This is a genomic window from Tardiphaga sp. GW822-FHT04G09 (assembly GCF_058800725.1).
On record NZ_JBXAMO010000001.1, the window covers coordinates 299624 to 324821 of the forward strand.

At 61.8% G+C, this 25198-nt stretch carries 28 protein-coding genes and 2 tRNA genes; 18 read left to right on the plus strand and 12 right to left on the minus strand.

The features are described 5' to 3' along the window. Positions 1 to 5: 5 nt before the first annotated feature. Positions 6 to 701, minus strand: coding sequence for a hypothetical protein (locus AC1RLZ_RS01365; protein WP_493187176.1), 696 nt, complete (start codon positions 699 to 701; stop codon positions 6 to 8). Positions 702 to 930: 229 nt separating this feature from the next. Here AC1RLZ_RS01365 and AC1RLZ_RS01370 point away from each other — a divergent pair, with 229 nt between their 5' ends. Further along, positions 931 to 1920: a transglycosylase SLT domain-containing protein gene (locus AC1RLZ_RS01370; RefSeq protein WP_493187518.1), complete on the plus strand. Its 990-nt coding sequence runs from the start codon at positions 931 to 933 to the stop codon at positions 1918 to 1920. A gap of 286 nt (positions 1921 to 2206) precedes the next feature. After that, positions 2207 to 3379, plus strand: coding sequence for a DUF2336 domain-containing protein (locus AC1RLZ_RS01375; protein WP_493187177.1), 1173 nt, complete (start codon positions 2207 to 2209; stop codon positions 3377 to 3379). Between the two features lie 114 nt (positions 3380 to 3493). On the opposite strand, the gene AC1RLZ_RS01380 is transcribed toward AC1RLZ_RS01375, so the two are convergent. The 4 genes from AC1RLZ_RS01380 to AC1RLZ_RS01395 form a co-directional block, all read right to left on the minus strand. After that, positions 3494 to 4075 carry an Hpt domain-containing protein gene (locus tag AC1RLZ_RS01380; protein WP_493187178.1) on the minus strand — a complete coding sequence of 194 codons (582 nt, stop codon included), beginning with the start codon at positions 4073 to 4075 and terminating at the stop codon, positions 3494 to 3496. Between the two features lie 22 nt (positions 4076 to 4097). After that, positions 4098 to 4643: a response regulator gene (locus AC1RLZ_RS01385; protein ID WP_068731951.1), complete on the minus strand. Its 546-nt coding sequence runs from the start codon at positions 4641 to 4643 to the stop codon at positions 4098 to 4100. Positions 4644 to 4730: 87 nt separating this feature from the next. Beyond that, a complete protein-coding gene (locus AC1RLZ_RS01390; RefSeq protein ID WP_493187179.1) occupies positions 4731 to 5510 on the minus strand; it encodes an NAD kinase in 780 nt (259 codons plus the stop codon). A gap of 192 nt (positions 5511 to 5702) precedes the next feature. Beyond that, on the minus strand, positions 5703 to 6275 hold the full coding sequence (locus tag AC1RLZ_RS01395) for a tetratricopeptide repeat protein (protein WP_493187180.1): 573 nt from the start codon (positions 6273 to 6275) through the stop codon (positions 5703 to 5705). A gap of 292 nt (positions 6276 to 6567) precedes the next feature. Here AC1RLZ_RS01395 and AC1RLZ_RS01400 point away from each other — a divergent pair, with 292 nt between their 5' ends. The 6 genes from AC1RLZ_RS01400 to AC1RLZ_RS01425 all read left to right on the plus strand — a co-directional run bounded on the left by AC1RLZ_RS01400 (position 6568) and on the right by AC1RLZ_RS01425 (position 11024). After that, positions 6568 to 6840: a His-rich protein BRANT gene (locus AC1RLZ_RS01400; RefSeq protein WP_493187181.1), complete on the plus strand. Its 273-nt coding sequence runs from the start codon at positions 6568 to 6570 to the stop codon at positions 6838 to 6840. Positions 6841 to 7041: 201 nt separating this feature from the next. Continuing rightward, positions 7042 to 7473, plus strand: a complete 432-nt coding sequence (locus tag AC1RLZ_RS01405; RefSeq protein ID WP_493187182.1) for a hypothetical protein — start codon at positions 7042 to 7044, stop codon at positions 7471 to 7473. 69 nt (positions 7474 to 7542) lie between these two features. Next, on the plus strand, positions 7543 to 8019 hold the full coding sequence (locus AC1RLZ_RS01410) for a TspO/MBR family protein (RefSeq protein WP_493187183.1): 477 nt from the start codon (positions 7543 to 7545) through the stop codon (positions 8017 to 8019). A 242-nt stretch (positions 8020 to 8261) separates the two neighbouring features. Next, positions 8262 to 8981 carry an outer membrane protein gene (locus tag AC1RLZ_RS01415; protein ID WP_371424589.1) on the plus strand — a complete coding sequence of 240 codons (720 nt, stop codon included), beginning with the start codon at positions 8262 to 8264 and terminating at the stop codon, positions 8979 to 8981. A gap of 1223 nt (positions 8982 to 10204) precedes the next feature. Further along, positions 10205 to 10279: transfer RNA gene (locus AC1RLZ_RS01420), tRNA-Thr, on the plus strand. Between the two features lie 523 nt (positions 10280 to 10802). Next, entirely contained in the window at positions 10803 to 11024 is a 222-nt protein-coding gene (locus tag AC1RLZ_RS01425; protein WP_493187184.1) for a hypothetical protein, read from the plus strand. 242 nt (positions 11025 to 11266) lie between these two features. Here the strand turns inward: AC1RLZ_RS01425 and AC1RLZ_RS01430 are convergent, their stop codons facing one another. Beyond that, positions 11267 to 11530, minus strand: a complete 264-nt coding sequence (locus AC1RLZ_RS01430) for a hypothetical protein (protein WP_371421314.1) — start codon at positions 11528 to 11530, stop codon at positions 11267 to 11269. A 287-nt stretch (positions 11531 to 11817) separates the two neighbouring features. Here AC1RLZ_RS01430 and AC1RLZ_RS01435 point away from each other — a divergent pair, with 287 nt between their 5' ends. Further along, positions 11818 to 12243, plus strand: coding sequence for a hypothetical protein (locus AC1RLZ_RS01435; RefSeq protein WP_493187185.1), 426 nt, complete (start codon positions 11818 to 11820; stop codon positions 12241 to 12243). A 48-nt stretch (positions 12244 to 12291) separates the two neighbouring features. Beyond that, positions 12292 to 12948, plus strand: a complete 657-nt coding sequence (locus AC1RLZ_RS01440; protein WP_493187186.1) for a hypothetical protein — start codon at positions 12292 to 12294, stop codon at positions 12946 to 12948. A 127-nt stretch (positions 12949 to 13075) separates the two neighbouring features. On the opposite strand, the gene rlmB is transcribed toward AC1RLZ_RS01440, so the two are convergent. Beyond that, on the minus strand, positions 13076 to 13939 hold the full coding sequence (rlmB, locus tag AC1RLZ_RS01445; RefSeq protein ID WP_493187187.1) for a 23S rRNA (guanosine(2251)-2'-O)-methyltransferase RlmB: 864 nt from the start codon (positions 13937 to 13939) through the stop codon (positions 13076 to 13078). A 215-nt stretch (positions 13940 to 14154) separates the two neighbouring features. Between rlmB and AC1RLZ_RS01450 the strand changes: the two genes are divergently transcribed. Next, positions 14155 to 14240: transfer RNA gene (locus AC1RLZ_RS01450), tRNA-Tyr, on the plus strand. A 317-nt stretch (positions 14241 to 14557) separates the two neighbouring features. Here the strand turns inward: AC1RLZ_RS01450 and AC1RLZ_RS01455 are convergent. The 4 genes from AC1RLZ_RS01455 to AC1RLZ_RS01470 all read right to left on the minus strand — a co-directional run bounded on the left by AC1RLZ_RS01455 (position 14558) and on the right by AC1RLZ_RS01470 (position 16328). Then, positions 14558 to 14797: a type II toxin-antitoxin system HicB family antitoxin gene (locus tag AC1RLZ_RS01455; RefSeq protein WP_493187188.1), complete on the minus strand. Its 240-nt coding sequence runs from the start codon at positions 14795 to 14797 to the stop codon at positions 14558 to 14560. Between the two features lie 242 nt (positions 14798 to 15039). Next, positions 15040 to 15558, minus strand: coding sequence for a hypothetical protein (locus AC1RLZ_RS01460; RefSeq protein WP_493187189.1), 519 nt, complete (start codon positions 15556 to 15558; stop codon positions 15040 to 15042). Positions 15559 to 15620: 62 nt separating this feature from the next. Next, the gene (locus tag AC1RLZ_RS01465) at positions 15621 to 15746 is read right to left on the minus strand and encodes a hypothetical protein (protein WP_493187190.1); all 126 of its coding nucleotides are present in this window, start codon (positions 15744 to 15746) and stop codon (positions 15621 to 15623) included. 96 nt (positions 15747 to 15842) lie between these two features. Then, positions 15843 to 16328, minus strand: a complete 486-nt coding sequence (locus tag AC1RLZ_RS01470; RefSeq protein ID WP_493187191.1) for a lysozyme inhibitor LprI family protein — start codon at positions 16326 to 16328, stop codon at positions 15843 to 15845. A 761-nt stretch (positions 16329 to 17089) separates the two neighbouring features. Between AC1RLZ_RS01470 and AC1RLZ_RS01475 the strand changes: the two genes are divergently transcribed. Next, on the plus strand, positions 17090 to 17365 hold the full coding sequence (locus AC1RLZ_RS01475) for a hypothetical protein (RefSeq protein WP_493187192.1): 276 nt from the start codon (positions 17090 to 17092) through the stop codon (positions 17363 to 17365). A 906-nt stretch (positions 17366 to 18271) separates the two neighbouring features. Here AC1RLZ_RS01475 and AC1RLZ_RS01480 read toward each other — a convergent pair. Beyond that, positions 18272 to 19696 carry an NAD-dependent succinate-semialdehyde dehydrogenase gene (locus AC1RLZ_RS01480; RefSeq protein WP_493187193.1) on the minus strand — a complete coding sequence of 475 codons (1425 nt, stop codon included), beginning with the start codon at positions 19694 to 19696 and terminating at the stop codon, positions 18272 to 18274. A 266-nt stretch (positions 19697 to 19962) separates the two neighbouring features. Here AC1RLZ_RS01480 and AC1RLZ_RS01485 point away from each other — a divergent pair, with 266 nt between their 5' ends. The 6 genes from AC1RLZ_RS01485 to AC1RLZ_RS01510 all read left to right on the plus strand — a co-directional run bounded on the left by AC1RLZ_RS01485 (position 19963) and on the right by AC1RLZ_RS01510 (position 25149). Continuing rightward, the gene (locus AC1RLZ_RS01485) at positions 19963 to 20961 is read left to right on the plus strand and encodes a Bug family tripartite tricarboxylate transporter substrate binding protein (RefSeq protein ID WP_493187194.1); all 999 of its coding nucleotides are present in this window, start codon (positions 19963 to 19965) and stop codon (positions 20959 to 20961) included. Next, positions 20948 to 21343: a hypothetical protein gene (locus tag AC1RLZ_RS01490; protein WP_493187195.1), complete on the plus strand. Its 396-nt coding sequence runs from the start codon at positions 20948 to 20950 to the stop codon at positions 21341 to 21343. The genes AC1RLZ_RS01485 and AC1RLZ_RS01490 overlap by 14 nt, the downstream gene beginning before the upstream one ends. After that, positions 21340 to 22194 (plus strand): alpha/beta fold hydrolase, encoded by an 855-nt coding sequence (locus tag AC1RLZ_RS01495; protein ID WP_493187196.1) that lies wholly within the window; start codon positions 21340 to 21342, stop codon positions 22192 to 22194. Before AC1RLZ_RS01490 ends, AC1RLZ_RS01495 begins: the two co-directional genes overlap by 4 nt. A gap of 11 nt (positions 22195 to 22205) precedes the next feature. Continuing rightward, positions 22206 to 23417 (plus strand): ABC transporter substrate-binding protein, encoded by a 1212-nt coding sequence (locus AC1RLZ_RS01500; RefSeq protein WP_493187197.1) that lies wholly within the window; start codon positions 22206 to 22208, stop codon positions 23415 to 23417. Positions 23418 to 23497: 80 nt separating this feature from the next. Continuing rightward, positions 23498 to 24385 (plus strand): NAD(P)-dependent oxidoreductase, encoded by an 888-nt coding sequence (locus AC1RLZ_RS01505; RefSeq protein ID WP_493187519.1) that lies wholly within the window; start codon positions 23498 to 23500, stop codon positions 24383 to 24385. Positions 24386 to 24396: 11 nt separating this feature from the next. Then, entirely contained in the window at positions 24397 to 25149 is a 753-nt protein-coding gene (locus AC1RLZ_RS01510) for an IclR family transcriptional regulator (RefSeq protein WP_371421326.1), read from the plus strand. Positions 25150 to 25198 lie beyond the last annotated feature (49 nt).

A 25198-nucleotide genomic window follows, 5' to 3' on the forward strand; every position in this document is an offset into this window, starting at 1 on the left:
TCAGGTCATGCCAGCCGGCTTGCAAAATCCTGCCGGGATTTGGCAGCACCGATGCCGGTCGGATCGGCGATCATGTCCATGTAATCGACGGCCGCCGACCTGAGCTTGCCGTCCTTCATGGTCATGACGCCGGACAGGGTCTGGATGTTCATCGAACGGATATTGTAGTTCTTCCAGGCCTCCGCCTGTTTCGTTTCGCTGTTGCTCGATTTTTTCTGCTCGTTGTAGAGATCGAGCGAAGCTTGCGCCGCCTTCAGGGCATTCAGGCCCGAGACTTCCTTCATCTCCTTGGCGAGCGCAGGATCGTCGCTGAACATTTTCTCGATCTTGGCCTTCCAGGGGCCTTCGGCAGTCACGTTGCCGAATTTATCGACCTTCATGTGGGTCGCATATTCCGGCGGGATGTTCATCTTTTCGAATGCTTTCGACAGGCGGTCGGCAAGGGCGTCGGTCCGCTTTGTCAGCATTTCGTCGAACGTATCGGTCAGGGTCTCGGTCGCTGCCTGATCGGCTTTGGCCTTTTCGATGATCGCCTTGGCGCGGTCTGACAGCGATACGAAGGCAGCTGGGGCAATCGGCGCGGATGCAGCCTTGTCGGATGAGGTGGACGGCTCGGTAGCTGCAACGGCGGCGGGCGGCGCCTTGTCCCGCAGTTGTGTCGACGCTGAATTCGCGTTTGCGCCATTTGCGACCGCAACCATCGTGATCTCCATGCCCGCTACTGACGGCAGCGAATCTCCGTCAGACACCTACGGAAACACCCTCGCGTTAAGCCTCTGTAAAATGCTCAACCGAAGATGGAGGCCTGCGAGGGGCGCTTAGTGTCTTAGCATTTCGTTAACCATGAATGTCCCACTGTGTCCGTGGCTTCCGCACGGCTGGCAGGGCACGATTCCCGGTGGTCGTTTCGCGGGAGCGGGGCACCACACTATGGCGGTCGACGCGACCAACCTCGCATCAGCACTCTCGTCAACGCGCAGTCAGGTGACCGGCGCGATCAAGAATGCTGCCGGCACCACGGGCACAAGCTTCGAATATCTGCTCGCCACCGCCAAGATGGAATCCAACCTTAACCCCTCAGCCACGGCATCGACGTCGTCAGCAAAGGGACTCTTTCAGTTCATCGAGCAGACCTGGCTCGGCACCGTGAAGGAGGCCGGGACGCAGCTGGGCTACGGCAAATATGCCGACGCCATCACCAAGTCGCCGTCGGGCTCCTATTCGGTGAGCGATCCCGCTGCAAAGGCCGAGATTTTGAAGTTGCGCGACGATCCTGTCGCGAGTTCAGCGATGGCCGGCGTGTTGACGCAGTCCAACAGCTTCAAGCTCACGGGCGAGATCGGTCGCCGGCCAAGTGACTCCGAACTCTATATGGCGCATTTCATGGGCGTCAGCGGCGCCTCGAAGCTGATCAACAACGCGACCAACAATCCGAGCGCCTCAGGCGCCGCACTGTTTCCGAATGCGGCCGCGGCGAACCGGTCGATCTTCTACGATCAGAGCGGTAGCGCGCGCAGCGTGTCGCAGGTCTATTCGGTGCTGTCGTCGCGCTACGACAGTGCTGCGAATTCCACGGCAACGCGGACGGCGATGGCGTCCGCAGGCGTGATGACGGCGCAGGCGGTCTCGCCAATGACGCCTGCCAGCAATGCGACATTCCTGTCGCGCTTCCCGGATCTGAGCACGGTGCAGGTCGCAAGCTTTGCATCCGACCAGTCATCGATGGCCGTGCAGGAGCAGCCGATTTTCCGGTCGCTGTTCCAGGGCGGCGATCGTGCGCAACCTGTATCGCCGGCAGTGCAGGAATTGTGGGGTAACCGCACGTCACTGACGTCCACGTCGCTGCCGAGGGGACCGGAGGTTGGCGTGCCCAAGCCGCTCGATCTGTTCAGCGATCGCGCCGGGACTTTTAGTAGTTAGCTCCGTCCCTTCATGGTGAGGAGGCGCCCAGCGCCGTCTCGAACCATGAGTTGTCAGGCATTGCCGCTCTCGGCCATCTTTCGACACGCGCGCAAGGGCGCGTCCCTCGGAAGCAGCGTGGGATGGTCAGCGGAGCTAGCATTTTCCCCCGCATGTCCGATCCCTTAACAAAACCTCAACAAACCCATAAGCTTATGGTGAACCGTTTGTTAAGTGGCATGGTTTATTTTCTCTGACAGTGGCATCGCGTTACGGTGTTGATCGGGTTGCGTAGGCTGGCAGAACCATGATTGTTCGGCAGTTCATTAGTTGGGTACGGACCGCTCCAGCGGGTGAGCGGGCAGAGGCGACGCGCTCTTTGGCGCGAGCCTGGATCTTTTCAGACCTGTCCGACGACGATCGTGCAGCCGCCGAAGGCGCGCTGCTGATGCTGCTCGACGATGCATCGCCGCTGGTGCGTCAGGCCATGGCGCAGGTTTTCGCCCGCGCGCCGTCGGCGCCCGCGGCCATCGTGCAGGCGCTGTCGGTGGATCAGCCTTGCGTGTCGCTTCCAGTGCTCGAACATTCGCCGCTGCTGATCGATGCCGATCTGGTCGATATTGTCGCCACCGGCAACAGCGAGTTGCAATGCGCCGTCGCCCGCCGCATCAATCTGCCGATCTCGATCTGCGCCGCCATTGCCGAAGTCGGCTCTGCCGCTGCCGCGCTTGAACTCATCGAAAATCCGTATGCCGAACTGGCGCCGTTCTCCTGGGACCGTATTGTCGAGCGTCACGGTCACCTCGCTGCCATCCGCGAAGCGATGCTGGCCCTTGATAACCTGCCAGCCACGACGCGCCTCGCGCTGGTGGCCAAGCTCTCCGAAACGCTGACCCGCTTCGTTGTTGCACGGAACTGGCTGTCGCCGGCTCGTGCCGAGCGCATAGCGGATGAGGCGATGGCGCGCTCCACGGTCAATATTGCGTCGCGTTCGCGCGGCGACGAGATGCGGGATCTCGTGCATCACCTGCGCGAAGCCGGGCAATTGACCGCCGGGCTCATCCTCCGTGCCCTGTTGTCGGGCAATCTCGAACTGTTCGACCAGGCACTGGTGGAATTGTCGGGCCTGCCGCAGAGCCGCGTAGCCGCACTGGTCTATGACGGCGTCGGCGCCGGGCTGAACGCATTACTTGCACGCGCAGGCCTGCCGGAGTCGACATTCCCTGCCTTTCGCGCCGCTTTGGCCGCGCGCAACGAAATCGGTTTCATCGGCTCCGTCGGCGGCGCCGTGCGGCTGCGCCGCCGCATGGTCGAGCGCGTGCTGACGGTGTGCGAGACCGATGAAGCGGCATCGGAGCCCTTGCTGATCCTGCTGCGGCGCTTCGCGACGGAGTCGGCCCGCGAGGAAGCGCGGGTCTTTTGCGACGAACTGGCAGAGCAGGCGAATGCGCGTGACGAGTATCAGCTGATCGCGGCGTAAATATTCAGAATCTCAGTGAGGTCGTAGGATGGGTAGAGCGTCTTCGCGAAACCCATCATCGTACCGAATCGCTGCGATGGGTTTCGCTACGCTCTACCCATCCTACGAAAGCAACTACTCTTTCGGCACGATGCTCGGCGCCGATATCATCTCGAGATGGTCCGGCCGATCGCGATTGACGACCGTCAGATAATCATCCGCGACGGCACGCAGGCGGGCGCTGAGTTCGTTGGCCACGCCGGCCTTCTCGATGGTGTTGTGCTCGCGCACGATGGCCTGGATCGCATCGATATGATGCTGGATCAGATCCGCCGGCACCGCATCGAGATCGGGTGCGTGTTCGAGAATCCGGCACAGGCTTTCGGCGGCCACGCCGGCGGCTGGAAAGCCGAAGGTCGAGGCATCGCCCTTGATGTCGTGCGCCGCACGAAACAGCTCGCCGCGGGTTTGCGGATCGAAGCCCTTTTTCAGGATCGCGGCATGGGCTGCGGCAAGGCGGTCGCACTCGCTGCGCATCCAGGTCTTGAACTCGCCGGAGAGATTGGCCAGCGCCTGTTCGGCGCGCGCGACGGGATCGTCGAGGTCGCGGTCGATGACGCGGCGGATCGCGTGCTTCAGCGTATTCGGTGGCGTGATGACGTGATGATCGGCGAAAGTCTGCACCTTCGGCGGCGCTGGCGCCTTGGTCTTGGCCATGGTCGTTTCTCCGAACATTGCGCTAGCCTGTCACACGGGCTTTATCCAGCAGCGACGGCTGCTGTAGAACCTCGGCCTCGCCGCCGTTGCGGCGTTCCGGTCCGATATAGGCAACGGTGGTGTTGCGGCGGCGATCCGGCCCGAAATAGTTCTTCGTCTTGATGAAGGGGCGGGGATGGGCGACCACACTCATGATGCGCAGATAAAGTCCCTTGGCCGAAATCGGCTTGGCCAGAAATTCGGTGACGCCGGCATCGCGCGCCATGGTAATGCGGCGCTTCTCGGAATGGCCGGTGAGCATGATGATCGGCGCGTAGGGATTGCCCTTGGAATCCGGCTGCCGGATCATCTGCGCCAGTTCGAGCCCGTCGAAAATCGGCATCGCCCAGTCGGCGATCACGATGTCGGGTACGTAGTGGCTGTACATCTCCAGCGCAGTAGCGCCGTCCTCGGCTTCATAGACTTCGCGGGCGCCGAACGAATGCAGCAGCGTGCGCAGGATGCGCCGCATGTGCGGATTGTCGTCGCAGACCAGAAAACGCAGCTTGTTGAAGTCGATACGGAACATGATGCGGCTCGAACCGGGCAGGGACCGTTACCCGATGTTAACCATACCGCGTCGCGTCTTAACGAATGGTTGAGGCAGGCGGCCGCCTCAATACCCGAACTGCTCGCTGAGGATACGTTCTTCCAGGCTGTGGCCGGGATCGAACATCATGCGCATGGAAATCGTCTTGTCGGAGATGATCTCGACACGGCGCACGTCGCGGGCCTCGTCATGGTCGGCGACGGCGGCGACCGGACGTTTGTCACCTTCCAGCACTTCGATGACCACGAAGGCGGTGTTCGGCAGCAGCGCGCCGCGCCAGCGGCGGGGCCGAAACGCGCTGATCGGCGTCAGCGCCAGCAAAGCGGCGTTGATCGGCAGGATCGGTCCCTGCGCCGAGAGGTTATAGGCGGTCGAGCCGGCGGGCGTCGCAACCAGAATGCCATCGGCAACCAGTTCGGCCATTCGCTCGCGCTCGTCGATCAGGATGCGCAGCCGCGCCGCCTGATGGGTCTGGCGGAACAGCGAGACCTCGTTGATGGCGTGATGGATATGCACGGCGCCATGGACGTCGGTGGCACGCATCAGCAGGGGATGAATGACAGTGTCGCGTGCCGCAGCAAGGCGGGCATGCAGGTCATGCGTCGAGAACTCGTTCATCAGGAAGCCGACGGTGCCGCGATGCATGCCGTAGATCGGTTTGCCCGAGCGCATGTGGTCATGCAGTGTCTTCAGCATCAATCCATCGCCACCGAGGGCTACGATGATATCGGCAGTGGCCGGATCGGCATTGCCATAGAGCTCCGTCAACTGGTCGAGCGCTGCCTGCGCTTCAACGCTCGTGCTGGCCACGAAGGCGATCCGGTCATAGCGTTTGGACGGGTTCATCGGGTAATCGCGGGCCTTCAGCTCGATGCATGTCGGGCGAGGTCTGTATCGGCCTTCCCTAGGGTTGTCGAGGCAACACTAAGGGCAGTTTTCGCCGATATGTCGAGGGCAGGGAAGCTGGATGGTTACCGCGCCATGCAAAAGCCGGCACAATCCGAAGGATTGCGCCGGCTGACCGATCCGCGAATGGGATCAGTAGGTGAGACCAGTGCCCGGCGCTTTTTCCAGCGCGGCAGCGAGCGATTTATATTCGGCGGAGTCCTTGCCACTCAGCATCGCGATTTTGTTGAGATGATATTGCGCCTGATCGCGGTTGCCCTGTTCGACCTGCCACAAGCCGTAATACTGCCAGGTGCGGACATGGGCGGGGTCGGCCTTCAGCGCACGCTCGTACCAGATCTGCGAGACCTTGTAGTCCCCGAGCTTGCGATAGGAGTAGCCGATCAGATTGGCGACATCGGCGCGGTCGTCCTGGCCGAGCGCCTTGAGCTGCGTGATGGCCGCCGTGTAGTCCTGCTTGTCATAGACCGTGGTATAGGCCGCGCGATAGTTGGCGAGGAACGCAGCATCGTCGATGTTCGAATTCTTGGTGTTGGTTTTCTTCTTGTCTTTGGTGCCCTTGGTGTCGGTCGCCGGCGGTGCGGAAGGCGTATCGCCGCCCGCGGCATAGGCCGGGGCAAAGAACACCGGGGTGAGGGAAGGCGTGGCGGCAACGGCCACGGAAAACATTGCCAGCGTCGTCAGCCTGATCGCGAGATGGGTCATGCAGCGCTCCTGTTTGCAACGGCAATAATCTGACACGGAAGTCTCAGGTTGTGAACACCGGGCGTGGGTGTTCATTCCCGCTTTTGCCGACACGAGGAGCAGACTTGGGCAACCGACTTGGGGCAGGACGCCTGACCCAGCCGATCATGACAGGGATGTCACCGAGATGAACGAAGTCTGTCCGGCGCCGTCAGAGTGGGTTCAGCGCAGCGGCGCTAGTCTGACTGCATTGATCGACAAGCCCGGCCAACCGACCGGTCAACTTCGTGATCGAGACCGACAGGAGACGACCATGTTGAAGAAAATTTCCACCGCGTTGATCGTAGCTTCCATGCTTGCCGCGCCCGCGATGGCTGCTGGTATCGCCAAGACCACGCCGGCGCCGATCACCAAGCCGGCGACGGCGGTCGATAACAAGGTGCAGGCCAAGCCCGGCGTGCTGAACGCAAATGCGAAAATGGCCGGTCATCACCGCCATGCCCGTCCTCATCATCGTTTCCACAAGAAGATGAGCGTTCACAAGCACACCGCCATCCAGACCACAGTCGTGCATAAACGCGGCTGAGGGGGCTCCGCGGTCGCGGCCTCATATTGCCCAGCTTCGATCGCGGAGTTTCAACTGCCGGCCTGCTGCTCCTGTCCCCAGGTGCAGCGGGCCGGCGCGTCTGCGCTGGTCCGTCACCGAGATGCGAATTCCAATTCGGGAGCGAACCGTCTAGGACAGGAATGACGGGGACACACCTGCGCAAGTGAGACGGCACGACGGATGAGACGGCATTTGGGGACATCGGCAAAACGGGCAGCAGTAGTGCTGTTGCCGCTATGGCTGGCGGCATGTGGAGGCGGCGGTGCCGGCGGTATCAGTTTCACCGACGATCAGGGCGTTGCCGCCCAGCCATTCCCGGCCAATTATCGCACCGATCTGCTGGCTTTCTTCAAGACCTATCTGAACAATCCGGTCGGCGTCCGCGATGCCATGATGGCAGAGCCGGTGCAGCGCACGGTCGGCGGCCGGCTGCGCTATGTCAGTTGCGTGCGCTATACGGCGAAGGATTTCGACGGCAGATACACTGCGCCGCAGGAGAAGGCCGTGTCCTATGTCGACAAGCGCCTCGACCGTATCGTCGAGAACGTCACTGAGGCCTGTGCCGGCGCCACCTACGCGCCGTTCCCCGAAATGGAAAAGATGACGCGCTAGCGCGTTGGTCTCCGAATATTTTACCTCCAGGCGGGACCGTACTTTGTTGCGCATTCAACCGGGGCGGGGATGACGATGAGATCCATTAGCCGCTTGCTGCTCTGCCTCGCGATTTGCCTCGGTATCGGCGTGGTGGGATCGCTCTCGACCAAGCCGGAAATTGCCGGCTGGTATGCCGGGCTCGCGAAACCGTTCTGGACGCCGCCCCCATTGGTGTTCCCGATCGCCTGGACCGCGCTTTATATCCTGATGGCTATCGCGTTTTGGCGTCTGTGGGATCGCACCGCGCCGTCGATGGGGCGGAGCAGGGCGATGACGCTGTTCGGGGTTCAGCTCGTGCTGAACGCAGCCTGGTCGCCGGTGTTCTTCGGCTGGCATGGTATCCGCACCGGCCTCGTCATCATCGCGCTGATGGTCGTCGCAATCGCCGCTACGATTCTTTCAGCCTCGCGGGTCGACCGGATCGCCGGCTGGCTGCTGGTTCCGTATCTCTGTTGGGTGCTCTATGCGAGCACCATCAATGCCGGCGTCGTCGCCCTTAATTGACCGCAGTGCTGCCGCAACAACGACGCAGCCAGATGTAGGTATCCGGGCACCGAAAAGCCCTATCAAGTTCATGTGAGCATTGAACCAAAGGCACTTCTGCCGCGCCTGAAAATGAATAAATCGAAAAGTGTTGCTGCTTTGTCGCAGTCGGCAAACATCGTTGTGGCAGCACCTGCCGTGAAGCAACCAAACTGCCGCCACGTTGTTTTTCGATGGTCATTACGCAACACAGGGGAACAACCATGAAGAAGCTTTTGCTCACCGCGTCGGCCATCGTTGCCGTGGCCGCGATCTCGTCTTCTGCTTTCGCTGCCGACCTTCCGGCGCGGCCCTATACCAAGGCCCCGGCCTATACGGCGCCGGCTGTGGTCTATAACTGGACCGGTTTCTATATCGGCGGCCATCTCGGCGGTGCCTTCGGTGACGGCAACAGCCTCGTCGGCGATAGCGGCCGGTTCATGGGCGGTGTGCAGGGCGGCTTCGACTATCAGTTCGCCACCAACTGGGTGATCGGTGTCGAAGCCCAGTACAGCTGGCTGACGAACAGCAATACCAGCCTTGTTTTCCCGAATGGCACGACCATCACGGGCGGCGGTAACGATCAGCTAGGCTCGGTCACCGGTCGTCTCGGTTACACCTGGGGTCCGGCACTGCTCTATGCCAAGGGCGGTTACGCCTGGAAGGATAACAACAACCTGACCATTGCCGCCCTGGCTCCCGCGGTGGCGGTGATCGATGGCAACAAGAAGGACGGCTACACTGTCGGTGGCGGTCTCGAATACATGTTCTCGCCGAACTGGTCGGGCAAGGTCGAATACCAGTACTACAACTTCGGCAATACCACGATTACCTCGACGGCCATTCCTGGCGGCTCGGCGCGCTTCAACAACGACGAGCACACCATCAAGGCCGGTCTGAACTATCGCTTCGGCTGGGGTGGCCCGGTGGTCGCCAAATACTGAGCAAGCGCGAAGCCGCTTCAATCTTCGACGGAAAGGCCGGCATGACGCCGGCCTTTTTCTTTGTGGGTGTCGTCGTGTTTCTCCCTCGCTCGTTATGGCCGGACTTGTTTCTGCGTTACCGGGCATGACGGTGCACAGCGTAGGATGGGTAGAGCGCAGCGAAACCCATCGGCCGAGCCTGCCGTATGATAGAATGATGGGTTTCGCTCCGGCGCGCTGCGCCTACGCTCTACCCATCCTACGGCCTCATCCGATTCAACTGTCAAACAGCCACTGCTTCAGACAACACGTGCTCTCCAGACATGCATCATCGCCCCTGTTGTTGGCGGCGCGGGGGCGCCGTCGTCTCTCGCATTCCCGCCCCCTGTGAGAGGGCGTGCGGAACGCCGGGTGCCCGATGCACCCCTGGGCCTGATGCCAATGCGGTCTTCCGCAAGGGTATGCATCAGGACTTTCGGAAAGCACGGGCCAGTGCCCGACGTTCCGCCTGCGGTGTTTTGTCGACTTGCTGAATGCTTGCCCAGGCGACCGATCAAGGTCACCCTTGTTGGGCCCTGCGCGACAGGGCCGGGGGAGCACAAGCTCTTGGGCCGGACGCGTTTCGAATCTGGTCGTCCGTCACTTGATCTGCGGGCCCGTTCCACCCGCGAGCAAACCGTCCCGCCTGTCCCAGTGGTATCCTGACCACAGGCGATGCGGCCTGCCCGCAGACAGCCGTTACCCACACATCCCGTGACGCCGCATCTCCGGCGTCCACCGCCTCCCGCCCCGCAATCGTGACGATCGCGATCGCCCCTCTCGGTGGGGCAGGACGAAGGGGAAAATAATCAAGATGGGGATGCTGTCAATACAGATAGGAAAAAATGTTTGGGTGGTGTCTTGCCGCCCGGCCCCGGGAATCGAAAGTAAACGAGTCCTGAATCCCCGGAAAAATAAGGTTCGAGACTCCCTTGCCAGAATCGCTTGATGGTTGTCGGGCGATGAGAATGATCGACAATATCCGCAGCGACGGGGTGCAGGTGGCACTGACGGTCGCCCTGATGGCCGCCTGTGCGGTCAATCTGCTGCTGCTTTACGCGTGGCTGTGAGCGCGCGCCGGTTGGGCGCGCGCGGGAGTAGCCCTTGCGCGGCAACTCTGTTATTTGACTGCGCGACGCGGATCGGCGATTGGTCCGTGCGTTCGATTTCGATCTTGGGTCTTCAATTAACCCATTGATCTTGTTGCCGGTTTAGCTCAGCGGTAGAGCAGCGGTTTTGTAAACCGAAGGTCGGGAGTTCAATCCTCTCAACCGGCACCATCTTGCCATGCCTCAGCTGCCGGTATCATTTGAAGTGTTCCTCAACTGTCCTCAACTGGGGGGCTGATTGATCCGATGCCGCGCGAACCCTCGCAGGCGTTTCGCGGTGGCAGACCTCGCGCTCGTCCTGCATTGCCTGTTGCCGAGCTTTAAGGCGGCCGCCGGCCGTCCTTGGTGGCCTCGTCGATGTTCATGGGCGCTTCGGCGAAAGGTGGCTCCACCCTTACCCGAAAAACACCCATAGCGCGGCCAGGAAAGACGCTGTCCCGAACGAGAGGGCGCCTGCGCACAGAGCGTGTTCCAGCAGCTCCCGCTCGTGACTGTGCTTGAAACACTGCCGGGTAAAGTATTGGTGAGTGAAGTGGTCTTCCATCTCCGCCTCCCTGAATGGGGACAGAGAATCTGCTTCGTGATTCGCCGTCAAGCGGAGGTCGTGTTACTCTGCAAAATAACGTCTGCGGCAATCTGAACCTTTTTCCTGATAGCGCGACACAAGCGCTTCTCGTGAATGAAGGGGCCTCGCATGACTTTTCGCGCATCCTTCAGCTGGCTTTTCGGCAGCATCGCAACACCGGCATCTCAAGAGCGCGCCAAGCAATTGAATGCGGCGATGGATGAGTTTGTCCGGCTGCTCCACACCAATGGCTATGACAGCAAAAGTCCCGCCACCCTTGGAGAGGCGGCAGGACTTTCGGAACGTCCATCCTGCGCTCAGGACGCTCAGTCTTCCAACCAAGGATTGTGAGAGTCGTTCCCGGGTTACGACGGGCGGCACTGCGACCGGCTTGCCCGTGTCCTCTTCGGTACTGCACGGCTGGTGTAGCCGTCCTCCAGCACCGTCTTGCCGTTCACAACGTCAACGAGCCCGGCTTCGTCGGCATGCTGCCAGACGTTCTCCGCGGTCGGGAATTCCTGGCTGAGTTTCGGGCCGTCCTCGAATAGCGCGCGCGAAGCTGCTCACCCGTCAACCTGACCATGGAGGCCGGTTCAGAAGCAGGGATACGCCCGGCCGTTCTGGCCGCGATAGGCCGCGGCCGATTGCTTGCAGCGGGCGGCGAGGGGGCCATCGTAATAGGCGAAGGTGCCCGGTTGCAGGCCCGGTCCGTAATTGTGCCCGTACAGGATCCGGTAGGGCTGGCCGGGTGCGGCAAAGGCGAAGGTCTCGGCGCTGTGATGATGCTTCCAGTGGCGCGCGAAAGCAGGGGTCGCGACCAGCGTCGACAGGATGATGGCTGCACTGAGAAACTTCATCGGGGCTCTCCGGACATGACGACTGCAGATGTCTGCGACCAAGGCTGACGGGATCAGATCACGTTGCGACGGCGATACGCAAGATGCGCGCGGCGCTCTTGCGGCGGTGTTCAACCGGGATCAGAGCGCATCGCGAGCCCGTTGCGTTAACGAATCCACGCTGCGGTCCCGCGCATTTGAACTTCGCCTGATGCTTGCGCGTTAGGCTTACCGGCAGTTTAGGCCGCGCCTTTAACCCATCCTGCCAGGCGTTCGATTATCGTACCGCCGAGATGCAGGACATGGCCATGCGTATCCTTTCAACACTGCTTTTCGTGATTGCGACCACGCTTCCGGCGGCAGCCGCCGATGGTTTCAACATCGTCGTGCCCGGCCGTCCGGGCGTGCCGATCATCATCAACGGCGTCGATGCATCGTATCGCGTGATCGAAGGCGACTGGGGTCTCGATCGCGGCATCCATATTCAGCCGACCGTTTATGGTGGTCGCTACATCGATCCCGTTCCGAATGTCGGGCACTACTATCCGAGCCTCGGCCACAAGCCCGGCTACGGGCGTCTGGAGATCGAGCCGCCGGCCAATCGCAAATTGCCGCAGCCGGCCGAGAGTTTCCACGAAAACTGGTCGGCGAAATCCGCGCCGATGGAACGGCAGAACGAAGTGCCGTTCAATCCGCCTGAGGTCCTCATCGCGCCGCGAGAGTTCCGGCGCTGACCAAGCAATCACCAACAACGAAAAGACTACCGACAGGAGAGAGTATTCATGCGTAACGCGATTTCGAAATGGGTTGCGGCGTTTGCCGTTGTCACCGCCGCGGCCGGCACTGCGCCTGCGATGGCTTGCGGCGGCGGCCTGTTCACCTCAAACGGCTGCTCGCCTTGCGGTCAGGCCTATGTCAGCCCCTGTGGCCAGAGCTATAGCGCCGGTTACGGCTATGCCGGCGTGGCCGCCTATGAGCGGCTGCCCGATCCGACCCCGGTGACGCGTCAGTATTATTACGCCAACCAGGGCCCGACCTTCAGCGGCCCGGGCATGTTCGCGCCGGTCCCGACCTATCAGGAGACCGCGATCGGCTGGCGCGGCTATGGCCAGGGTTACGGTCAAGGTTACGGCTATCGTCGCGGCTATTACGGCGGCCCCTACGCCAATCCGGTGAACTACTCCTACGGTCCGGCGTATCGCGCGCCCGCGATCTACAGCTATCCGCAGCGCTCGCAGTACCGCGCGCGTCCGAGCTATCGCTACGGCTACAGCATGCAGCCGCGCACGCGTTACGGCTATGCGCAGCGCAGCTACGCGTCGCGCAGCAGCTATCATCAGGCGCATCGCTATGGCGCGCCGAGGGTGATGTATGCGCCGCGTGCCGCGGGACCGCAGCGTGGCTATCACCAGCCGCAGCAGCATCGCCGCGCGTACTGATCTGATTGAATTGAACGAAGAACGCCCGCTCGCAGCAATGCGGGCGGGCGTTGTCGTTTGGAGAGAGGGATTCTTGTTTGACGCGTTTTCTTGACGCGAACCGGGACGCACTTCGCTCGAAGACGCTCTAGCCCATGAGTCCGAGCTTGCTGGCGCCGACATAGAGCGCGAGCACGGCGGCATTGGAGACGTTGAGGCTCTTGATCTCGCCGGGCATGTCGAGCCGCGCGACGACGCTGCAGGTTTCTCGCGTCAGCCGTCGCAGTCCGCTGCCTTCGGCGCCGAGCACAAGCGCCAGCGGCTGCTGCAGCGGGATCGCGCTGATGTTCTCGCTGCCCTCGCTGTCGAGGCCGACAGTCATGAAGCCGAGGTCGTTCAATTCGTTCAATGCCCGCGCCAGATTCGGCACCGTGATCATCGGAACCAGTTCCAGCGCGCCCGAGGCGGATTTGGCCAAGACGCCGGTGGCCTCTGGACTGTGCCGTGCCGTGGTGATGATCGCCTTGACCGCGAAGGCCGCAGCCGAGCGCAGGATGGCGCCCACATTGTGCGGATCGGTGATCTGGTCGAGCACCAGCACGATGCCGTCCTGAGAGAGGGTGTCCAGATCCGGCGATTCCAGCGGCTCGACTTCGGCGAGCAGGCCCTGATGCACGGCATCGGGCCCCAGCCGGCGGTCGATCTCGTCGGGACGGACCAGGACCGGTGCCACGCGGGTGTCGATCTTTTCCTCGGCGAGGCGCCGCGCGGCGTTTTCGGTCAGAATCAGCTTGCGGATCACCCGCTGCGGATTGGCCAGCGCCATGGTGACGGTATGCCAGCCATAGAGGATGGCCGGGCCGTCGCCGCCCGATTCCCGGCCGCGCCGGGGCGGGCGCCGTCCGTGATCTCGGCCCTGATCGCGGGATTTGTCCCGGTTTTGGCCACCTGGGCCGTCGCGTCCCTTGTCAGGGCCGCGCTGGAATCGCTGTTTTCGGTCTCGATCGCTCATGACTGGCTTGTCTCACGAGGGCCCGATAATGGCAATTTGGTGCGCGGCAAAGAGGTGCGCGAAGGGCGGATATTCCTGCCCGGGTCGGTTGACTTTGCCCCATGGCTTCCGTCATAAACGCGCCAACCGGGAGCCCGTTTACGGGCGCGCGTTTTAACGTCATCGATGGCCGTCCAGCCACTGATTTGGTGGGCTGAGGTCCGATGGCGTCAGGCGGGGGAGTGTCCCGAGTGGCAAAGGGAGCTGACTGTAAATCAGCCGTCTTATGACTTCGAAGGTTCGAGTCCTTCTTCCCCCACCATCCTCATTTCATTGAAGAATTAGCCCCGCGGGGCGGCTGGCTGTAAGCAATCAGATATTCGGTGTTTGTTCTAATGTCTGGGCCGCCGCAAGGTGCAGGTGCTGCAGCGCGTCGTCATGTCGACCGGTGCAGAGAAAGCCTAGTGACTCAGGACCGGGGTGGTGCAATCGCCTTCAGCCGCAGTGGCGACATGGCATTCGGCGATTTTGACGAACCGGTGATCCTCGGCCGCTTCGGCGACGTACCACGGGAATTCGAGTAGGCAGCAAAAAGCCCGCCGGGTGAGGGCGGGCTGTTCAGATGAAGCGTTATGCGATCTAGCCGTATTTGAGCATCGGCTGAGGCCCTTCCGGTTTAGGAGCCGGGATTGGCCGCCCCATCTCATGAGCAGCCTCAATCCAGCAAGAAATGGCGTCTTGCAGGTTCGCAAGTGCCTCCTGAGGAGTCTCGCCATCCGACATGCAACCAGGAAGATCGAGTGCGTAAGCCGCGAATCCGCCGCCATCGGCAGCAGAAAGCGGGCGAACAGTAGCAGGATAGTCTGTTGCTACGGTCATTTGAGCCTCCTTACTGCTTCGAGAAACGCAACTAATCGGCGAATATATACAGGTTTTATGGGCCTTTTAAAGGGCACCGTCTGAATGTGGTCAATGCGCGGATGCGACACCTTGTAGTGGGACCCCCCGCCAGTAGGCGGAGCGCACGAAACGCCATGTTCGCCGCAAACCGTTTCAACGTCTTTAATCCGCCAGTCGCCTTGCGGGTTCCGTTTCATCTGCTCGAGCAAATCGGCCATGGCCTATGTGGCCGCAGCCGGTTTTGGACCCTTTGGGAGAGTTTTAGGCGGCGCTCTTGTTGCTACTGGCGGTGGAGCTGCGGCAGCCTCCACTGCCTGCTTCACCTCGAATAACGATGATTGGGTTCGATCGACGCCTTCGCCGGCATTGATGGGCGTGAGCCGCTCGAACGATGACCCGGGGTTCGTCACGAACATGATTGACGTCACAACTCGCACCGATTCCGTGCCATTCGGGGCAAACGTAAATACAACCCGCTCTGCTGGCACACCGTCATACTTCGACCCCAACAAAAGAGCCGCACCGAAGTTCTCGGTCGGCTTGTCCATTTGGAGCATGTATTCGGTGTCTTTGGTGATGCTGTAGCGCTGGTTGATTGCCCGAGAAATTAGCGCTGATTTGATGGCCCCTACCGGTGCCCGAATGTCTACCTCGGGCTTGCCGCTTGCGGTCGCCGGCGGTTGCGCCGTCTGGCACCCCGCAAGAAAAAGCCCCACTACCAAGCCCAAAACCGCGCGCATCAACAATCTCCCCAGCCCGCAACCATCCAATCGCAACTTTTAGTTGAGGGCAAGGCCCAGGATCACTGCACCATCAGCATAAAATCTGTCTCGCCGACAATGCGGATGGTCGCGCCGTTGGCGATCATGTCTTCCACCTTGCGATGCTCCGCACTCTTTTCCCCGCAGTTCAGCCGGGGTCGGCTCATGGGACAGCCGCCAGGAATTGGGCGTGAAGCCAGGGCCCATCAACCTATCGGTAAAGGGCTCATTGCCCGAAATCGATCAGGCTGGGCCAAGAGGTCTCAGTGCTCGTTGACCGCAGCGCCGAGCTTGATCAGGCTCAGCGAGCGGTTCGCGGTCTCGCGCAGGCGGCAGTAGCTCGCGCTGCCCGGATACATGCCCGGCTCGACCTTGTCGAAGACCGCGCAGAAGCGATCACGCGATGCGGCGAAAGTTTTCTGCGAGTCCGCGACTGCCTTGATCACGTCATCGAACCCGCCAGCCTGAACCTTCTTTAGCGTCTCATTGGTTTTCTGCGTCCAAATGGCGAGTTCGCGCGCCGCGCAGGCTTTCCATTTGGCGACGTCGTCATTCGCGCCCTCTGCCGCTTTGATACAGGGATCGGCGACAAGCCCGACGCACGCGCCGCCGAAACCGCCGGTTTTCTCCGCGGTCTTCAGACAGGCATCGATCACTGCAACGTCGGCTGGCGCGGTGCCTTGGGCGAAAGCCGTCGATACGAGCATGAGGTTTGCGGCGAACATCGCGGCGGCAAGTTTAAGCTTCATTGGAGATCCGCCTTTTTGGGTAAGGGCAGAATGACATCCGGCTTATTGAATCTGTTGTTTGGTCCGGGCCTATCGATCCACCAGTCATAGAATTCGATGGCAGCATCGATCCAGTCGGCAACTCTATTCCAAACCTTATAGATAGCGTTCTTCATGCGGATAGGTCGCTGATGCGGCTCTCATGGTTCAAGGCTACGCGCGCTGTTGCACTCCTTGCCCAAGCGGCAAAAGCCCGTCGGTGAGGGCGCGGATGGGAGAACATGCGCGAGATTTCGACCGGCGCGTTAACCTTTCATTAACCGTGCCGGTCCAGCCTCCGGCCATGCGGTGGATCGCGACTCCTGGGGAACCGGTGACCGCATAGAGAAGCCGCCCGGCTGGGACCCGGGCGGCTTCTTGCCCAACATCGAATCTCTCCGCCAGACCACTCAACGCACAACGTCGCCCGGGCGGAATATGATCGCCCGGCGACGCTGGCTTACTTACTGGGCCGCAGAATCCCCAGCTCGGGTATGTGTGGCGAACCACGCAAAAGGTTCAGCGCCTTCGGTCACTTTTTATCACCCAAACAAATGAGGCAGCCTGTCGCGAGAGGCCACCTGCAGCTTCAAGGTAAGCCGCGAGTGGCCTACCGGATGGAGCGAGGGCATCTATATTAAGTCAAGCGAGCGTGGTCGAAATTGGCCGACGCGCTAGTTTTGGACATGGCCCGCAATGACCATCTCCAAGCTAATGAGGCATAGCCTCGTGGGAGTTTGTCCATGTACAGCGCCTACATCAACGGGAAAGATATCAAAATCGGCACGGCGATTTCTGTCGTCGGCAAATCGGTCGCGCCGGGAGAAATTCTCGCGCTCGAATACCCAAACAAGAGCCGGGTGTCAGGCAAGGTCATCTCAGCTTCGCATAATGAGCTCGAAGTCGAGATCAGTTCAGAGACCTGGCGGCTGCGTCCACACGCTCCGAGCGATGATACCATCCACAATGACCTGTCCGACAAAGATGCAACATTCTGGACGGTCCAGGCCAAGCTCTGAGCATCTGCCTCGCTCTCCTCCGGAGAGCAGGGTGATGTTTCAGAGCCAGGGCGGAAGAGAGAAATCTCCGCAGCGATTACGGTGGTGGTAATTGCTGATCCCGAGTTTCTCTCTCGCGCTCGTCTTGTAGGATTGAAATGGCTTCGGCGATCAGTGCGACGACGGGTCGTAGTTCGAGCCGTTCGGCTCGCCTTCGCACGCTGTGAAGATCGTTTTGCAACAGAATGAGATTAGACCGGCGAGAAATAGCTACCATAGCGGGAGGACTCCCTAGCTGGGAACCGCCCAAGCATTGTCACAGAGAAGAGTGTGCCGCGGAATAAATCATGCATCCGCCGAAAGCATCACACACGTTGACAAATCAGCCATGCGCTCAGGTTGTCGCAAAACAGGACGACCGAACAGGATCGCGCAGTTGCCAAGTCAACTACGCATTGTCCAGGAGTGCGGTAGATTTTGGACGACGTGATTTGGAAAACGGAGCGTGAGCGGGTAATAAGCGCGCATGAACAATCGATTTCTCATCTTGCTTTCGGTTGCACTACTGGCTTCCGCAATTCTCGTCGTGTTTCACGGCGATCTCAGTGCCCGCGACCCCAATCATCTCAATAGACACGCTGCGCCGGTGACCCAGTGTGGCTATTGGGGTGAGATGTCCGAAGGAATGTCGTGCCGTTAAACCAGCGCGTGGACTCACTGGCGGGTAGCAAATCCGGATTGATGCGAGTTTGACCAACGCCAGGTGCCGGCGCGTCCGCCGTCACCCGGGAGTTTGCTTACTCTACATCAACGAGGCCGCCGGATAGTCATTGCTCTGGAACAGCGCGGACAAGCGGCGCCTGCGTGACGTCCGGTTCTTCAGACGACGTGTGAAGAACCGGAATGCGTTCAGTCTCTAAAAAGAGCTCACGCAAATTTATGCGAGACGTTCTTCGTCACTGTGTAGCAGGCGAGGCCTTCGGTGCCGCCTTCGCGGCCATAGCCGGAGTCCTTGACGCCGCCGAACGGCGTCTCCGCCGTCGATGCCACGAAGTGATTGATGGTGAGATTGCCGGTTTCCACGTCGTTGGAGATTCGCTGCACGTTGTCGGCTGACTTCGTGAAGGCATAGGCGGCAAGGCCGAACGGCAACGCATTGGCCTTGGCGATGGCTTCGTCGAGATCGCGCACCGGATTGACCAGCGCGAGCGGGCCGAACGGCTCCTCGTTCATCGCCAGCGCATCGTCCGGCACATCCGCCAGCACCGTGAGCGGGAAGTAATAGCCGCGATTGCCGACGCGCTGTCCGCCGGCGAGCACGCGCGCCCCGCGGTCCCTGGCATCCGATACCAGCCGCTCCATCGCCTCGATCCGGCGAATATTGGCGAGCGGCCCGAGCTGGGTCGACGGATCCATGCCGTTGCCGATCTTCAGCCTGGCCGCGCCTTCGGCAAAATTCCTGGCGAAGGTCTCATAGTTCGACTCATGCACGAAGAAACGCGTCGGCGCGACACAGACCTGGCCCGCATTGCGCGACTTGGTGACGACCGATGCTGCTGCGGTAGCCACCGGATCGGCGTCGTCGCAGACGATGACCGGGCCGTGGCCGCCGAGCTCCATGATCGCCGGCTTCATGTGCTGGCCGGCCATGGCGGCGAGATGTTTGCCGACCGGCACCGAGCCGGTGAAGGTGATCAGCCGGATGGCCTGATGCGGCACCAGATAGCCGGAGATTTCGGCGGGATCGCCGAACACGAGATTAAGTACGCCGGCCGGCAAACCGGCATCATGGAACGCACGCACCAGCTGCAGCGCGCCGGCCGGGGTTTCTTCCGATGCTTTCAGGATGATCGAACAGCCTGACGCCAGCGCGCCAGCAACCTTGCGCGCCGGTGAGCTCATCGGGAAATTCCACGGCGAGAACGCCGCGACGGGGCCGATTGGCTGGCGATACACCGTGTGCTGCAGGCCGGGGCCGGCCGGGATCACGCGGCCATACATCCGCATGCCTTCGGTGGCGTCCCACTCGATGATCTCGCAACCGCGCAGGATTTCGAGCCGCGCCTGATCGAGCGGCTTGCCCTGTTCGAGCACCATCGCCGTCGCCATCTCGTCCACGCGCGAACGGATCAGCGCTGCAGCTTTCAGGATGATCTGCGCGCGCGCATTCGGCGCCGTCTTGCGCCAGACATTGAACCCGCGTGTGGCCGCATCGAGCGCATCGTCGAGATCGGCCTTCGTCGCATGCGGCACGGTGCCGAGCACGCTCTCGTCTGCGGGATTGATGATCGGCGTGCCGGATGCCCGGCGCCACTGTCCGTCCACGTAAAGCTCGATGTCTGGATAGGCCATTTCAAAGTCCACTTCTTGTTCGTGCGAAGCGGTTGACTCTGCCTCGCTTGCGCGGCATCCAATCATATGTTGATATAATAGAACAATAGTTCTGTTAGACAGAACGAACTGGAATTGGATCAGGTCGACGATGAACGCAATCGGCAACAGCAGGACGGCGAAGAACCCAGCGGCAGCCGCCGCAACGCTCGCTGCACGCATCGCCGTGATCACACATCGCCTTCGCTGAACCGCGTCCTTCAAGAACGATGACCGGGGAGAGAGACATGAGACGGGACAAGGCGGCATGGCCGCTGACACGCCGCGCGGCGATTGTCATGACGATGCTGGCGGGTGCGGCAATGCTGACACCATCGGCACAGGCGCAGGACAGCTATCCGAGCAAGATGATCAGGCTGCTGGTGCCGTTCCCGGCCGGCAGCGCCACCGACGTCGAAGCACGCTTCCTCGCCGAGAAAGTCGGCGCGGTGCTCGGCCAGAAGATCCTCGTCGACAACAAGCCGGGCGCCAACGCCAATATCGGCGCCGCCGAAGTCGCGCGCGCGGCTGGTGATGGCTACACGCTCTATCTCGCGACCAATTCGACCCATTCGGCCAATGTGCATCTCTACAACAAGATGCCGTTCGATCCCGTCGCCGACTTCACGCCGATCGCGCGGCTGACGCGCAATCCGCTGGTGATGGTGGTCAACAAGGATTTCCCGGCCAAGGACCTCAAGGAATTCATCGCCTATGCCAAGGCCAATCCGGGCAAGCTGAGCTATGGCTCGGGCAACACCGGCAGCATGGCGGCAGCGCAGCTCGTCAAGTCGATGGCGTCGGTCGACGCTGTGCGCATCTCCTATCCCGGCACGCCGCAGGCGATCACCGATCTGCTCGGTGGTCGCATTGAATTCGTCATCACCGACGTCGCGGTGACGCGTGAATTCATCAACAATGGCAGCCTGCGCGCGCTCGGCGTAACCACATCGCAGAAGGTCGCCTCGCTGCCGAACGTGGCGCCGATGGCTGATGTCGGTCTGCCCGGCTACGACTTCGCCGCCTGGAGCGGGTTGTTCGGCCCGAAGAATGTGCCGGCCGACATCGTGCAGAAGCTCAACAAGGCATTCCTTGAGGTGATGGCGACGGACGAAGCCAAGAAGTTCTTCGCCGATATCGGCCTCGAGCCGGATGTCAGCACGCCTGAAGGACTCGCCGGGCACGTCGCCAAGCAGACCGAACTGTGGGGCCGCATCATCAGGGAGTCCGGCCTTGAAAAAATCTGATCCCGTCAGCGAGGCGTTCGCGCAACTGCCGGGCCTGCTGGAGCGCGACGCCGCGCTGATCCAGCGCGGCCGTTTCCTTGATGTGGATTGTCTGCTCGGTTCGACGGAGCAGGCGTTCCATGTTGCGATCCGTGCCGGCCGCATCATCGACATGGTGCCGGCGCCGGTGCTGATGCGTTCGTGGACCTTCGGCTATCGCGCCACGCCCGAGGCATGGACCGCGTTCTGGCAGCCGATGCCGAAGGCCGGATGGCACGATCTGCTGTCGCTCACCAAGCGCGGCGAAGCCACGCTCGACGGCGATATCCGGCCCTTCATGACCCATCTGCAATATTTCAAGGATCTGCTGGCGCTGCCGCGCAAGTCGGGAGATGTCGCGTGACCGGATATATCGAGCCGATGGTCGGCCGTTACGTGCATGTCGATATCGACGGCACCTCGCACCGGATCTACTTCGAGGAAGCCGGGCAGGGCATTCCGCTGGTCTGCCTGCACACCGCCGGCTCCGACAACCGGCAGTGGCGCTATCTCCTTGCCGATGAGGAGTTCACGAAGAACTACCGCATCATCGCCTTCGACATGCCCTGGCACGGCAAGTCGAATCCGCCGGCGAACTGGGACGGCAGCGAATATCAACTCACCACCGCACGCTACACACAGACGATCCGCGCGTTCTGCGCGGCGCTCGAGCTCGACAAGCCTGTCGTGATGGGGTGCTCGATCGGCGGCCGCATCGTGCTCAATCTGGCGATCGATCACGCCACCGAATTCCGCGCGTTGATCGGCCTCGAGGCCGCAGACTTCCAAGCGCCGTGGTACGACACGACCTGGCTCAACCGCCCCGACATTCATGGCGGCGAAGTCTGCGCGGCGCTGGTGTCCGGCCTCGTCGCGCCGCAGTCTCCTGCGGCAGCGCGCATGGAAACGCTGTGGGCCTACAAGCAGGGTGGCCCCGGCGTGTTCAAGGGCGACCTTTATTTCTATCGCGTCGATGGCGACCTGCGCGGCCGCACCAAGGCGATCGATACCAAACTCTGTCCGCTCTATCTGCTCACCGGCGAATACGACTTCTCCTGCATGCCTGAAGATACCGTGCGTACGGCGTCCGGCATTGCGGGTGCGGAAGTCACGGTCATGGAGCAGCTCGGCCATTTCCCGATGAGCGAGAACCCCGCGCAATTCCGCCGCTACATCGCGCCGGTGCTTGAGAAAATCCAACAACAGAAACTTTGAGGACGCATCACATGACATCCAGGGCATTCACGACAAGTCTTTATCTATCCGCCGCACTGCTGCTGTCGGCACAGGTCGCCGGCGCGGCCGAGACCATCAAGATCGGCGTGCTGAACGACCAGTCCGGCGTGTTCGCCGACAATGGCGGCGTCGGCTCCGTGGCGGCAGCGAAGCTCGCGGCCGAGGACTTCGGCGGCGAGATTCTCGGGCAGAAGATCGAGGTGGTCACCGCCGATCACCAGAACAAGCCGGACATCGCGGCCTCGACCGCGCGCCGCTGGTTCGACACCGAAGGTGTCGACATGATCGCCGACGGCGCGGCATCGTCGGCCGGTTTCGCGATCCTTGAAGTGGCCAAGCAGAAGGGCAAGATCTTCACCATCAGCGGCCCGGGCTCGTCGGACTTCACCGGCAAGGCCTGTTCGGCAACCAGCTTCCACTTCAATTACGACACCTATGCGCTGTCCAAGCTGACCAGCGAGGCAATCACCAAGGCCGGCGGCAACACCTGGTATTTCATTTCCGCGGACTATGCCTTCGGTCACGCGCTGCAGCGTGACGCCACCAAATTCATCGAAGGCGCCGGCGGCAAGGTGATCGGCTCGTCCGCGCATCCGCTCGGGACCACCGACATGGCTTCGTTCCTGCTGCAGGCGCAGGGCTCCAAGGCCAAGGTCGTCGGCCTCGCCACCTCGGGCGCCGATGTGCAGACCGCCATCAAGCAGGCTGGCGAATTCGGCATCGTCGAAAGCGGCCAGCAGCTCGCCGGTCTTCTCGTCTTCATCACCGACGTCAATGCGCTCGGCCTCAAGGCCACGCAGGGCCTGCAGGTGACGACCTCGTTCTACTGGGACCTCAATGAGGAGACCCGCGCCTGGACCAAGCGCTACTTCGCGCTGACCAACAACAAGGTGCCGAGCATGGTGCAGGCCGGCGTCTATAGCGGTGTGCATCACTATCTCGCCGCCGTGAAGGCCGCCGGCACCAAGGACCCGGCCGCGGTCGCCAGGAAGATGCACGAGATGAAGGTCAACGACATGTACAACAAGGACGTCACCGTGCGTCCGGACGGACGTGTGCTGCACAACATGTATTTGGTGCAGGTGAAGAAGCCGGAAGAATCGAAGTACAAGTTCGATTACTACAAGGTCATCACCACCTCGCCCGGCGAACAGGCATTCCGGCCGATGAGCGAAGGCAACTGCCCGCTGGTCAAAGGCTGAACGAATTGCGACATCGCGGGCGCAGCCTGGCTGCGCCCGTCTATCGATCCCGATCTGGAATGAAGACGAAGGAATACGGCATGGTGACTGCCATTGGTTTTATCGGTCTTGGCGTAATGGGCGAGCCGATGTGCCGCAATCTGGCCCGCAAGTCGGGCGTGCCGGTGTTCGGCTTCGACCGCGCCGATGCGCCGCTCGCGCGTCTCGCGGAAGCCGGCGTCAAGCGCGCCGCATCGCTGGCCGAACTGGCCAGCCAGTGTGACGTGATCTTCATGGCATTGCCGAGCGGCAAACATGTCGCTGCGGTGTGCGATGGCGATGACGGCCTGCTCGCGCATGCGGATGCCCGCCACACCATCGTCGATCTCGGCACCTCGCCGGTCGAAGCCAGCCGTGAACTCGCCAAGCGCTTCGCCGCCAAGGGCGCTGCCTATGCCGATGCGCCGATCGCGCGGACCCGGCAGGCCGCAGAGGAAGGCACGCTGAGCGTCATGGTCGGCGCCGATGCCGCCGTCTTCGCCAAACTGCAGCCGCTGATCGCGACCTTCGCCACCGACATCACCCATTGCGGCGATATCGGCGCCGGGCAGGTGGTGAAGATCCTCAACAACATGGTGTTGATGGAAACCGTCGTCGCCCTTGGCGAGGCGCTGGAGACGGCGAAGCGCGCCGGCCTCGATCCCAAACTGGTGTTCGAGACGCTGGCCAAGGGCTCCGCCGACAGTTTCGCGCTGCGCAACCACGGCATGAAGGCGATGCTGCCCGACACCTTCCCGGAGCGGGCCTTCTCGACTGAATATGCGCGCAAGGACATCTCCTATGCGCTCGATCTCGCCAAATCGGTGAACATCAAGTTGCAGGGCGCGGAACTTGCCGACAAGCTCCTTGGCGAGGCGATTGACGCCGGTGATGGCGACCTCTACTGGCCGGTTGTGGCGCGCGTCATCAAGGCGTCGCATACAGCCTGATGGGAAGCGCGATGAAGAAGCCCGCAACCAGATCTGTGACGACGGAGGCCCCGGCGCGCGAAGCCGGCGAGGGCGTCGCCGCCGTCGAACGGGCTCTCTCCATCGTCGCGGCACTGGAAACCGCCGACCAGCCGATGACGCTGGCCGAGCTTGCGGTGCGTACGGGCTTCTACAAGAGCACCATCCTGCGGCTGCTCGGATCGCTGATCCCGACCGGTTATGTGACGCGGCTGCCGGATGGCAGCTACGATCTCGGCCCCACGGCGTTCCGCCTCGGCGTCGCCTTCACCCGCAAGAATGCGCTCGGGCATCATGTGCTGCCGGCGCTGCAGGAACTGGTCGATCGCGGCACCGAGAGTGCGTCCTTCCACGTCCGGCAGGATGCCGACAACCGCGTCTGCCTGTTTCGGGTGAATTCGCGCCACGCGACGCTGGATCGCGTCGAGGCCGGTCACAGCTACGCGCTGCTGCGCGGCGCCGCCGGCCACATCATTCTGGCTTACGCCGGCAGCACGGGTCCGCGTTACGACGCCATCCGCGCCACCGGCTCCGATGTCTCGCTTGGCGAGCGTGATCCGAGCTGTGCCGCGGTAGCGGCGCCGGTGTTCGGTCCGCGCGGCATGCTGGTCGGCGTGATCTCGCTGTCGGGGCCGCGCGAACGGTTCGGCGAGGCCGAGATCGCCGAAATGAAACGCGTGCTCGGCCCTGTCGCCGAGAAGCTCACCATCAATCTGGGTGGCGAATGGCCAGCCTATCGTCGCTGACAGTTTTGCACGCGGTGACGAACCGCGAAGGAATAGCCTGATCATGGCA